This window comes from Methylomonas rivi (assembly GCF_024505165.1).
Lineage (GTDB): Bacteria > Pseudomonadota > Gammaproteobacteria > Methylococcales > Methylomonadaceae > Methylomonas > Methylomonas rivi.
Genome location: NZ_JANIBK010000115.1, coordinates 1 through 12,878 on the forward strand (window position 1 = coordinate 1; position 12,878 = coordinate 12,878).

General features: G+C 50.9%; 7 protein-coding genes. 3 read left to right on the forward strand and 4 right to left on the reverse strand.

Features of this window, described 5'->3' with window-relative positions; all coding sequences use genetic code 11:
• Positions 1 to 325 precede the first annotated feature (325 nt).
• Together NP596_RS16105 and NP596_RS16110 are read left to right on the forward strand one after the other, a co-directional pair.
• Positions 326 to 856 carry a TraM recognition domain-containing protein gene (locus tag NP596_RS16105; RefSeq protein ID WP_443192633.1) on the forward strand — a complete coding sequence of 177 codons (531 nt, stop codon included), beginning with the start codon at positions 326 to 328 and terminating at the stop codon, positions 854 to 856.
• Positions 853 to 1,485 carry an IncC plasmid conjugative DNA transfer DtrJ family protein gene (locus tag NP596_RS16110; RefSeq protein WP_256616411.1) on the forward strand — a complete coding sequence of 211 codons (633 nt, stop codon included), beginning with the start codon at positions 853 to 855 and terminating at the stop codon, positions 1,483 to 1,485. The genes NP596_RS16105 and NP596_RS16110 overlap by 4 nt, the downstream gene beginning before the upstream one ends.
• Before the next feature lie 468 nt (positions 1,486 to 1,953).
• Here NP596_RS16110 and NP596_RS16115 read toward each other — a convergent pair whose 3' ends face one another.
• The 4 genes from NP596_RS16115 to NP596_RS16130 are packed head-to-tail and all read right to left on the reverse strand — an operon-like array spanning position 1,954 to position 6,656.
• A complete protein-coding gene (locus tag NP596_RS16115) occupies positions 1,954 to 3,282 on the reverse strand; it encodes a TolC family outer membrane protein (protein ID WP_256616412.1) in 1,329 nt (442 codons plus the stop codon).
• Positions 3,283 to 3,284: 2 nt separating this feature from the next.
• Positions 3,285 to 4,616 carry an HlyD family type I secretion periplasmic adaptor subunit gene (locus NP596_RS16120; protein WP_256616413.1) on the reverse strand — a complete coding sequence of 444 codons (1,332 nt, stop codon included), beginning with the start codon at positions 4,614 to 4,616 and terminating at the stop codon, positions 3,285 to 3,287.
• A 13-nt stretch (positions 4,617 to 4,629) separates the two neighbouring features.
• Positions 4,630 to 4,905 (reverse strand): hypothetical protein, encoded by a 276-nt coding sequence (locus tag NP596_RS16125; RefSeq protein WP_256616414.1) that lies wholly within the window; start codon positions 4,903 to 4,905, stop codon positions 4,630 to 4,632.
• Positions 4,906 to 4,928: 23 nt separating this feature from the next.
• Positions 4,929 to 6,656 carry a type I secretion system permease/ATPase gene (locus tag NP596_RS16130; RefSeq protein ID WP_256616415.1) on the reverse strand — a complete coding sequence of 576 codons (1,728 nt, stop codon included), beginning with the start codon at positions 6,654 to 6,656 and terminating at the stop codon, positions 4,929 to 4,931.
• 510 nt (positions 6,657 to 7,166) lie between these two features.
• On the opposite strand from NP596_RS16130, the gene NP596_RS16135 reads away from it, so the two are divergent.
• A partial coding sequence (locus tag NP596_RS16135) for a DUF4347 domain-containing protein (protein ID WP_256616416.1) occupies positions 7,167 to 12,878 on the forward strand: 5,712 nt, incomplete at its 3' end.

The window sequence follows — 12,878 nt, forward strand, 5'->3', positions numbered from 1 at the left end:
ACCCAAAAGCCCCATTCAGTGTTTTGTGTTTCAGGCATGATTTTTTTCTCCGTCTATGTTTTTTGTTGACGGTATTGACGCTCTGTTGCGGATGATTTTCAAGCAAAAATAGGGGTAAATACCACTATTGGCTGGCTAATTTTGACGGATATTATCTGGGTATTTCCTACAATTCACCCCGATTTTGTCCGGAATTCAAGATTTTCGTTGTTTCGGTGAGAATCCAGTGTTTGCGCGGGTTTCCGGGCCAATTCGGGCTATGTAACCCGTCCTGTTTCCACCCCCTCCCTACTGCAGCGCGATTGGATCGATTCTGCTGGCCGATTTGGCGGCGGTTGCCGGTGATCGCTACAACTACGGCGTCTCGGAGCGCCCGGTGAATGTGTTCGTCGATGAAGCCGCCGAAGTCATCAACGATCCCTTCATTCAAGTCTTGAACAAAGGCCGTGGCGCCAAGATTCGCCTGTTCATCGCCACCCAGACCTTTGCCGATTTTGCCGCCCGCACCGGTTCCCAAGACAAAGCCCGGCAAGTGCTGGGTAACGTCAACAACCTGATTGCGCTCAGGATCATGGACAGCGAAACGCAGCAGTACATCACCGACAATCTGCCGAAAACCCGACTCAAATACATCATGCGTACCCAGGGCGTGGCCACCAGTGCGACCAATCCCACGGTGTTCTCCGGCAATGTCGGCGAACGCCTGATGGAAGAAGAAGGCGATTTGTTTGCGCCGCAGCTACTCGGACAACTGCCTGACTTGCATTACATCGCCAAGTTATCCGGCGGCCGAATCGTCAAAGGCCGCTTGCCGATTCTGCGGTCGGCACATGACCGCCAAGGCGCACGCTCATGACGCGCAATCTGTTGTTCAGCCTGATGCTTTGGCTACTGGAAGTGATCCTGGTGGCCAGTTTTGTGTCTGATCGCTGGACGCGCGAACTGCAGCGCGCTGAAGACCAGATGATGATCGGCTATTTTGGCGCCGATAAAGAATCGCAGATCAGTCACACCGCGCAACGCTGGTTTGATCGCTTGTTCGTCAGCACTGGTATCCGAGACAGCGTGTTCCGCTACTTCATCCCGACCGAGCGCGAACGCCAGATGTCCAAAGGTTTCGAGGATGTGGGGCGCAACGATTTATTTCCCTTCATCGAAAGCCGGCTCAACGTGCTGTGGGACACGATCTTTCAAATGATCAAGCGCCTGACCACGGCCTGCACTTGGTTACCGTATCTGGCGGCTGCCATGCAGCCGTTTGTCGTCGACGGACTGGTACGACGCAAGATTAGCCAGACCAATTTCGATTACCCCAGCCCCATGGCCCATCGCTACAGTCTTTATCTGATTCTGGGCGCGTTGTATCTGCTACTGGTCAGCTTGACCCTACCGTTTCCGATTCCACCACAAGCCGTCCCGTTGGGCGTTTTTGTCGTCGCCTACGCCGTCAACGTGCTGTTGGCCAATACGCAAAAGCGGGTGTAATCATGATCTTGTGCGTATTCCGGCCCAACGTTGCCACCTAATCCAGGCGAAAGCTGCCACCCATTCCACGGCAAAGCTGCCACCGATTCCGGTGAAGGTTGCCACCCTTTGATGGAATCGTTTTAGCGCTATCGACGCGGTATAACTCAATGTATTCTGCCGCTTCTGTCTGGCAGAAAGCGACCCGTGTCGACCAAAATCTGGCCGCTGATAAACGTACTCGTGATAATGATAATTTAACGCCTAGTCGCTGATATTTCCGGAATGGGGTGGCTAAACTCGCCTGGATTTAGTTTTTATAAATAAACACACTCAACCATTTTAAAAAGTTTTCAGCCGCTTAACCAAATAGCCATGAGTCTGCGGCGTGCATTCAGACAATTTTTTAAAACAGTTGAGCGTTGTTACTTATATTCGACTGAAACATAAATTTGACTTGGCCGATTCATGCGAAATGTCAGATTCGCCTCACCTGACTAACCAATTGTTAATTTCTTCGACATCCTGCCGATGCAAATTGCCGCTCCACAGTTTCAGTGCTACGACCGAGCGTATAAAATCGTAGCGCGATTGTGCATGTTGGAATTGGGTCTTCAACAAATTCTTTTTGGCTTCCAGCAAATCCACGATATTAATGACCCCTAACTCATAGCTTTTGATTTTGCCGTCGCGTGCTTTTTCTCTAGCTTCAACTTCCTTGGTCGTTGAGTCGATGCGCGCCCGGCCGGTTCTGGCTTGAACAAAAGCGGTACGAATTTCTTTGTCTATTTCGCGCAATTTGGCCGTGCGTTTTTCCTGGGTTTGATGATATCGCGCCGTGGCTTCGTCCACGCTGGCTTCTGTGCCGCCGCCGGCATAGATGGGCACATTAACCTGCAAGCCGATACTGCCCACATTATAGTAAGGCAACTGCCGGTTATCGAAACCGCCATTATCGGCATAGACTTGCGACATTTGCATAGACAGTGTCGGTAAATGGTCAGCCTTTGCACCATCGATTTCCTTTTGGGCGCCATCGACCGCATGATTAAGGGCTAACAAGGATGGATGTTGTTGCGCACCCTGTTCTACCCATTGTTCGAGTTCACTGTTCACGGGCGGAATGCTATCAGCGTTCAGTTTGAGTAAGGCGGTCACCACAACGCCCGTTGTTTCATTAAGCTTTGCTAAACCGATGTCGCGCGCGCCTATTGTTTCGAGTTCTGTGGTCAATAAAGTCTGGTAATAAGCTTCGATGTCATATAAATCGGTGACCGGCACCAATTGCATGGCTTGCATGCGTTGCATACGCTTTAGGTCGCTCTCAGTGTGTGACTTTTCACTCTGTAAATAGTTGATCTGATCTTCGGTTTCTAGTACTTCCAGGTATTGGTCTATCAAATTAGCTGTCATGCTTATCTTAGCGACTTCCAATTCCTGCTCCGTTTGCAGCGTAATAGACTCGGCGCCTTGCCAGCGTAAGAAGGAAGATAAATCGAATAAAGCTTGCCGTAGCTGAACGACACCGCGCGTTCCCTGATAACTGCTGGTCGCGCTGGATTGACTCGATAAACTATTGTTTGGCAAGGCTTGAGAGAGTTCATTCCAGTTCAAATTACCGACGGCGCTAATTTGCGGTAATAGCTTGCTGCGCGCTTGGTCGTGTCGTGCTTTGGCTTGGTCGATGGCGAATTCGCTACCTTTAACAATAGGGTGAGTCAGTAAAGCCTGATCGTATAGTTCCAACAAATCGGCAGCCTGGGTTTGCGTGGCCAAGCCAAGCCAACAGGCTATCAGCGGTAGTTTAAAAGCGCGCATAATCAATCTTCGATGAACGAACGAGCGAAACTGTCGGTTAAAGGTTGCGTCAAATATTGCAGCAAGGTGCGCGATCCGGTATTAATCAAGACTTCTGCCGGCATGCCGGGTACGAGTTCCAGAGCTTGACGGCTCAAGCTTTCCATGCCTTCTACGCTGACTTCCACCCGCGCCAGGTAATACGGTGGACTTTCTTTGTTATGTTCGTCAACCATGCGGTCGGCAGACAGTGTGATCAATTTGCCTTCGATCTTGGGTGTTTCGCGCGACTTGAATGCACTGAAACGAATTTCCGCCGTTTGCCCCACCTTGACCCGATCGATATCGGCAATCGGCAGTTGTGCTTCGACCACCAGTTTTTCCTGTTGCGGCACGATGTCCAGAATACGGCCACCCGGCGGAATCACCGCACCTAGCGTGTGGACTGCCAAACCCAACACCATACCGGCCTCGGGTGCGGTAACGATGGTACGCGTCACGGTGGATTCCAGCGATTGTATCTTTTCTTGCAGCTCGAACAAATGCGCCTGAACATCGCCTTGCTCTTTGGACACTTCTCGCTGCAGTTCCTTTTTTAACTGCATGATCTTCAATTCGGTTTCGGCGACTTGTAATTCGGCCGCGGCGATTTCGGACTGAATTTCTCCCAGGCGGCCTTCGTTTTGCGCCAAGTTGCGTTCCACGTCGCGCAGCTTTTGTTTATCGGTATAGCCTTCGCTTAACAATTGGCTGAAATCGTCCAGTTCGCCTTTAAAGGAGTTCACCAACCGGGACAAACTGTGTTGTTGCGCTCTAAGCCCCTTTTGTTTGGCTTTGAGCTGTTCGATCTGGCGCTGATAGACAAAAATTTCGTTTTCGTGCGCCTTTTTGCGCACCTGAAAAGTTTGATCCTGAACCTGCATCGCTTCTCGGGCGCGCGAGTCATTCACTTGGGTTAGCGCCTCCGGATAGCGTACTTTATCTAACTCGTCGCGTTGCGCGCTTAACCGCGCATCTTTGGCTAGCTCGATATAATACTGGCCTTTCAACACTTCCAATTGCGCACGGGATTGGGTATCGTCCAGTTCCACCAGCATTTGGCCTTTGCTGACCTGGTCCCCGTCACGTACGCCGATACTACGAATGATGCCGCCTTCCAAATGCTGTACGGTTTTGCGATAAGACTCGACGGTGATGATGCCGGGTGCCAATGCTGCGCTGCTCAGAGGGGCGAATGCCGCCCAACTGCCAAAGCCGCCAAATACGGCTAATACCAGCCACAGGCCGAGTTTACGAACCGGTTTATCGTTGCCGGAGGTAGTGGGGGTTTCTAAGTGTTCCAACCAATGGGTCATGAGTTAGCCGTATTTAGTCAGAGTCATTGGAAAAATCGTCATTCACGTTGGTATTGCTGCTTAGCCAATTGGAAAACGCCGTCCGCTCGTCATCGCTCCACACCATTCGCGTTCGAGACCGGTCCGCATCGCTGCGTAAGTTGATCAAACAACGTTCGACGTTTAACAGGCGCTCATCAACGGTTAACAGCTGACCGGACAGTTCGACCTGCTGTTGTTTCAATTCGCCGATATCGCGTTGGATTTGCCGCATCAGTTCCAGCAAGGTTTGATTTGATTGTTCATTCATCGCTGCGCTTGTTCCATAAATCGTTAGGCCGTTGCCGTTTGCGGCATAGTGCGAGGTTGCGAAAGTGCCGCCAATACTTCGTCGCGCGGGCCAAAGGCAGCCGCTTGACCATCGACAAGCAGCAAAATTTTGTCCGCCAGACTCAAGAGATTATTCCTATGAGTGACGACGACCACGGTTTTACCCTGGCGTTTCAGTTGCGCCAACGTGTCCATCAAGGCTGCATCGCCGGCTTGATCCAGATTAGCGTTCGGTTCGTCCAATACCACGACTTTCGGGTTGCCATAAAGCGCACGGGCTATGCCGATGCGTTGTTGTTGGCCCGCAGACATGAGTTGTCCGCCACCGACTAAACGCGTGTCGTAAGCTTGCGGCAACCGCAGAATCATGTCGTGGATGCCGGCCTGTTGAGCGGCTGCCACGACCTGGTCCGGATCGACTTCTCGAAAGCGGGCTATATTCTCGCTGACGGTTCCGTCCAATAGTTCCACATCCTGCGGCAAGTAGCCCAGATAATCGCCCAATTGCTCGCGGTTCCATTGTTGAATCTCCGCCCCATCCAACCGGACAGCGCCTTTGGCGGGACGATACAACCCCAAGAGCGCTCTTACGAAAGTGGATTTTCCGGCGGCGCTCGGACCAATAATAGCCACGGTCTGCCCCGGATCGATCGTCAGACTGATACCTTTGATGATCGGTTGATTGCACCCGGGTGGCGCGATGATCAACTGCTCTACGGTCAAATGGCCCTGGGGTTCCGGCAAAGGCATGGCGGGTTCCACTTTGGGAAAGGTCTCAAGCAAGGTGGTCAGGCGGTGAAACGCTTCTCTGGCCTGTGAGAAACCGCGCCAGGTGTTGACCATCAAATCCAGCGGCGCCAAGGCTCGGCCCAATAAAATGGACCCTGCAATCACCAAACCGGGAGTGATCTCTTTATGAATAGCCAGATAAGCGCCTAGGCCCAGCACCAGAGATTGAATGGCCAAACGAAAAGTTTTTACCAAGCCGCTGATCAAACCGGCTTTACTGCTGGCCTTGCCTTGTAAGGCAATCACTTCGCTTTGCTGTTGCTGCCAACGTTCACGCAGACGCGGCAACATGCCCATGGCCTCGATCACCTCTGCATTGCGTAGATTGCGTTGGGTAAATTGATTGGCTTCCTGCGAGGCTTGATTGGCTTTGTTTAAATCCTGTTTGGTGGCGATTTCGTTCCAAATCGCTAATGCGGCCAGAATCAGACCCGATATCACTGCGACCACGCCAAAGGCCCAATGGAACAAAAACATCAGTACCAAGTAAATCGGCATCCAGGGCGCATCGAAAAATGCAAATAAGCCCGGGCCAGTCAGAAACTGCCGCAGTTGCAATAAATCCTGTAAAGCTTGAGCCGAACTACTCCTGCCGCCGCTGGCCAGCATTTGCGTGAACATCGAATCAAATACCCGCCCACCCAGCAAGCCATCCAGCCGAGCGCTACTGGCGATCAAAATCTGCGAGCGTATCCATTCGAGGCCGCCCATCACCAGAAATAAGAACACCGCCAACAAAGACAGCATCAATAACGTCGACTCACTGCCGCTGACCAACACTTTGTCATACACCGCCAACATGTAAAACGAGGGCACCAACAGCAGTAGATTGATAAATAAACTGAAAAAACCGGCGTAGAAAAATGAGGATTTACAAGCTTCTAAAGCCTGCCCAAGATCGGATTGGGAAAAAAATTGGCGCACATGTTGTTGCGTGGTCATAGATTAAAAATTAACGATGTGATGCGAGAAGCCAAAGGATTCCAAAAAAAAACAGTAGTAATGTAACCAGATTTTCTATCAAAAAAGTTTCAACACATGGCCGCAGAGGATTCATGGTAAGAAAAATTATCCACAAAGTTACAGCAAAGTAAGCAAAATCCAAAATCGAATGGCGCTATTTACTCAATTGGCACACCAAAAAAAAATATTTTGACTCACACTGTCGAGTAGTTCTATAGCGATTTTGTTTAGTTCATGAGCACGATTTAACGATTATCCAGATTGCTAACTCATTGGTTGATAGTCGCTTTATTAGTGAACCGACGCAATGGGTATATTTGATGTACTCGCTTAACACCAATGTACAGTTGACACTGCCGGCACTTATCGCATAAAAGACATAAATTATGTGATGGAATTGGCAAAAGACTTGAGTGGTTCGGCGGTCATTTGTGATCAAGTTGGCCTTTTCTATCTTTCTTAACTCTAGAGAAAAGCGAGACCAACATCATGGATAAGCGCCGGGAAGTCGTATTCGTAGACACTTCACTAAAAGATTGGGAAACCCTGTTAGCCGGCTTCGGGACGAGTTACGAAGTGGTGTTACTCGATCCCTCGCAAGATGGTCTGGCGCAAATCGCCGCCTACTTATCCGGCCAAACCGAACAAGCCGCTGATTCGGCGACAAGCGCCGATCAGGGCGACCAAAACGCATCCTCCGCTGATGGTACTTCTTCACTTTACGACGCCATCCACATCCTTTCTCACGGTAGCGAAGGTCACCTCTTTCTGGGTAGCACCGATCTTAGCACCGACAATCTCGATGACTATCAAACCCAACTGGCACAAATCGGCGCGGCGTTAATCGATAGCGGCGATATGTTGCTGTATGGCTGCAATGTGGCCAAGGGCGATGTGGGCAATCAGTTCATTACTGCGCTAGCGGCATTGACTGGCGCGGATGTGGCTGCTTCGAATGATTTAACTGGGACTGCTGCATTGGGAGGAAACTGGATATTAGAAACTCAGACAGGGAGTATTAATGTAGCAAGCCAGGAATTAAGCTACAACGATGTTCTATTGGAAACGACTGGAACACCTGGTGATGATTACTTGTACGGTACCGATGGCGATGACACCCTGATCGGATTGGAGGGCAATGATTATTTAGAAGGTGGAGCGGGTAGCGACTCGTTATTCGGCGGAGATGGCAATGACAGGCTTACCGATAATAAGTGGTATGTCGACGGAGTCATTAATACAAACAATCTTGATGGCGGTGCTGGCGATGATGACTTCTATGTCTACTCGTCTGAAGCAATCGATAGCAGTGTTTTGACTGGTGGCAGCGGTGTCGACCGATATCATCTGCAACCTGATAATCTGAGCATGGCCATTGTCACAGACTTCACCGTAGGTTCCGGCGGCGATATTATCGATATTGACCAAATTCTAAATCAAAGTAACGGTTATACAGCAGGAAATCCATTCGATCCTAGTTTGGGTTATTTGAGATTACAACAGAGCGGTACAGACGCTTTATTACAATGGGATAAGGATGGTGCCAACTCAAGCGATCAGGATTGGCAAACGATCTTGGTTTTAAAAGACTTGGATTTAGCATCCACACCTTTGACACAAGATAATTTTATGCCACTGGCCTCACCCGATGGTAGCGTTAGCAATGGCGTAAACCTCATAGGTGATATCAATGACAACAATCTGCTTGGTACAGTTTATAACGACACTTTAAGCGGAATGGATGGCAATGACTTACTCATTGGATATGCCGGCGATGACACGCTAGAGGGTGGCAACGGTTATGACTATCTCGGGGGTGGACTTGGCGACGACATATTAGTAGGGGGGGTAGCAGGTAGCAATAACGATACTTCTGGCAATACGCTTGTTGGTCAAGGTGGTGACGATACTTTGATTGGTGGTGATCTCACTAATGCAATGGACTATCTCTACGGCGGCACTGGTAACGATACGCTTAACGCTTTGGCAGGAAACGATTTTCTTGAGGGAGATGCAGGTAGCGATACTTTGCTTGGTGGGGATGGCGACGATACGCTACAAGATTCTTCCGGGTACTTTGATGAAACCACAGACACCAATGTATTAGATGGCGGTAACGGCAATGATCAGTTCAGTGTCTACTCACCAAAATCTACCGATAGCAGTGTGCTGACTGGTGGCTCAGGTTCGGATATCTATTATCTTCAAGCAGGCAACCAAAGTACGATAACCATTACCGATTTCACGCCAGGTTCAGGTGGCGACATCATCGATATTCAGGGGTTGTTTTATGGAGGCACTGGATATACAGGTGGCAATCCATTCGATCCCAATTTGGGCTATTTGAGACTACTGCAAAATGGCGCAGATACCCTTCTGCAATGGGATAGTGATGGTGCACTCTCTACTGATCAAGACTGGCAAACGGTACTCGTTCTACAAAATCTGGATTTGACTTCCACGCCGTTGACATCGGATAACTTTAATCCGCAGGTTCCGCCGGATGGCAATGCCAATGGCGTAACCTTGATTGGTGATGAATACGACAACGATTTGACGGGTACCCTCTTCGACGACTATTTAGAAGGTGGCGATGGCTACGATGTTCTCTTTGGTGGTTGGGGCGATGACACGCTGAAAGGAGGTACAGCTGGCAACAATAGCGATACCGATGGTAACCAACTATATGGTGAAGCAGGTAACGACACGCTGATTGGTGGCGATGTCAATTATGCCTACGATTTTGTCAATGGCGGTTCAGGCAATGATAACCTCATTGGGTTGGCTGGCGACGACAACCTCCAGGGCGAAGCGGGTAGCGATACTATCGAGGGCGGTGAAGGTAATGACACACTGTCTGATAGCAAATGGAACGTCGATGGAATGGTCGATACCAATGTCCTCCGTGGCGGCGCTGGAGACGACCATTTCTACGTCCAATCATATCAAGCAACAGATAGTTCAGTATTGACAGGTGGAACAGGTTCGGACGTTTATCACTTGCAACCTGAAAATCTCAGCATAATAACAGTCACAGATTTCACCGCCGGTGCCGGTGGCGATATCCTCGAGATTAACTCGTTGCTTTCTAATAGCGACGGTTATGCGAGTTCGCCATTTAACAATCCTTTTGCGCCGAGCCTAGGCTACCTGCGTCTTGAACAAAGCGGCAACGACACCCTATTGCAATGGGACCGCGATGGATTAAACGGTACTACACAGAATTGGCAAACGGTTTTAACACTGCAAAATACCCAGGCAAGCGACCTTGCCGCGGATAATTTTTCACCCAATTATCGTCCGGATGGTAGCCGGCCATTGACACCGAATGTCATTACCTATAATGGCGTCAGCTATGAGGGGACGGTCGTATTGACCAGCGGTATCGATGATAACGTGACACCAACACTTTACATCGAATTTTCGTTTGATTACTTTGGTTCAACGTTCACATCATTCTGGGTGAGTAGCAATGGCATCCTGGGTTTTGGCTTGCCGGACAGTTCATACTCAAATACCGATTTACCAACTACAAGTACGCCAAACAATGCGCTGTACGTGTTTTGGGACGATTTGACCACCAGCAGCGCTAACGTTGCTTATACCGTAATCTCAGCTTCGGACCCCAAAAATACAGCTGGCAGCGATCTGTTAGTGGTGCAATGGAATTCAGTGCGTCTACCGGGCATCTCTGAGCCGTTGACCTTTCAGGCCATACTGACCGAAGGCTCCAATCAAATTCAGTTTATCTATCTGAATATGGGTAGTAATGTGGTCGGCAGCTCTGCCACGGTCGGCATTGAAAATGCCGACGGTACAGCCGGTATTCGTTATGCCTACAACGAAGCCATATTGGAAACGGGATTGGTGCTTACCTATTCGCCGGATGGTGCCGGCAGTTATGCCAGTGAAGTTTCCGCTATAGAGCTCACTTATACAGGAACCCAGAATCCCGATACTCTGAACGGCTCGATGTGGAACGATCGGATTTACGGTCTCGGCGGCAATGATACTCTTTATGGCAGCGCCGGAAGTGACACCCTCGAAGGTGGCGATGGTTACGATTATCTCTATGGCAGCACAGGCAATGACACCCTGATAGCCGGCAACAATGACAGCAATACCGACACCGAAGGTAATAGGCTTTACGGTGAAGCGGGTGACGATATTCTGATTGGTGGCGATAATGCCGCGGTAAGCGACCAACTGAGCGGCGGTACAGGCAACGACCATCTTATTGGATTGGCTGGAAACGACATATTGTACGGCGAAGCCGGAAGCGACAATCTGGACGGTGGAGCTGGCAACGATCAGCTCGACGGCGGCGCGGATAACGACACACTCGACGGCGGAAACGATGACGACCGACTGATCGGCGGCACGGGAGAAGATACGCTTATTGGTGGCGCGGGTTCGGACCGTCTCGAAGACAATGACGGTGCGAACAACACATTGTTGGGCGGGGATGGCAACGACACGCTACTGGGCACGGGCACACTGGATGGTGGTGCCGGCAATGACACCATCACGCTCTATGGCTCCGCCACGGTCAGCGGCGTCGCCGATGGTGGTGATGGCAATGATAACCTGTCCTATGGCGGGGGAGGAACGAACGACATCCTGAGCGGGGGGGCTGGGAACGACACTCTGAGTGCAGGTTCTTCCATCTCGAATGTGACGCTCGATGGCGGCATCGGTGACGATACCCTGATCGGCGCAAATGGTGATGATAGCCTCAATGGGGGTGATGGCGACGACCTGCTGAACGGCGGGGCTGGCGCGGACGTGCTGGACGGTGGCGCAGGTGATGACACCTTCAACGCTGTTGACTACGGCGATACCGTCGTGGGTGGCTTAGGTATTGACACGGTCAATTTTAGCCTCAGCGGTTCCACAGAGAATATCACGATCAATCTTGGCACTGGCGAGGGTGCAGGCGGTTCTTGGACGGGGGTGGATTTCGTCAATGGCTCCCTGGGTGCCGGTGATGACAGTGTCACTGCGCTGATGCAGCTGGGCAATATCAATGGTGGCGCGGGCACTGACAGTTTGACACTTGACTATTCCGGGTCGCTGGCCGATGGGCGCAAAGCGACTCAGATCTATTTTGGAAACTTGGACACTTCAAGCGACGAGTACGTCTACTTGAGCGATGGGTCGTCAATTCGCCTGGATATTGACGCTTTCGAAAAATATACCATCACCGGCACGGTGGGCAACGACACCATTGATGGTCGCAACGCCAGTGGCGGGAGCACCTTCTTTGGCCTGGGCGGTGGCGATGTTTTTACGGGTGGCGCAGGCGTTGACTATTTTGATGGCGGTGACGGTAACGATATTCTGAACGGTGGTGATGGCGACGACCTGCTGAACGGCGGTTCAGGCAACGACATCATCGACGGCGGAGCCGACAACAGCGCCTCGGGTACCTTGGGCGATATCTCCATCATTGCGGGGAATATAACCCAATATGCAGTCGTTCGAGACACAGTTGACCCCGATGCTATTCAAGTCAGACCGCTTAGTGGGTCTGAAGTTGATGTTCTCAAAAACATTGAGACACTTCGGTTCAATGATGGCGATGTCGATGTTTCCGCGCTCAATATTGGTGAGATCATTGAAGGTACGTCGAATGGCGATAGCCTTTCCGGAACTACCGGGGATGACCTGCTTATTGGCGGGGCTGGCGACGATACGCTCACGGCAGGGCCAGGGGCTGACACGTTAATTGGTGGGGAGGATAATGACCTTCTAGACGGTAAGAGCGATGATGTGGCGTATTTTTCAGCGCCGAGCACGCAATTCACTTGGGTTCAGATTACAAGTGGCGCTGAATCGGGTGGTTGGCAGGTTACCGATACCTCGGGAACGTTCGGCGTTGATGTCGTCATCGGCATCACAACGCTGCGCTTCACCGATATGGATGTTCGTATCGACGCCGCACCAGGGCAAGTGATCGACGGCACGAATTTCGATGATGCATTGGGAGGCACGGTTGGCGATGATACGGTTACTGGTTTTGCTGGTAACGATATTCTCAATGGTTTTCGCGGTGGCGACGCGCTGCTGGGCGGGTCCGGGAACGATGTTCTCGATGGTGGTGCGGATAACGACACACTCGACGGCGGCGACGATGACGACCGGCTGATCGGCGGTACGGGCGTTGACAAGCTGATGGGTGGTTTGGGTTCGGATCGTCTC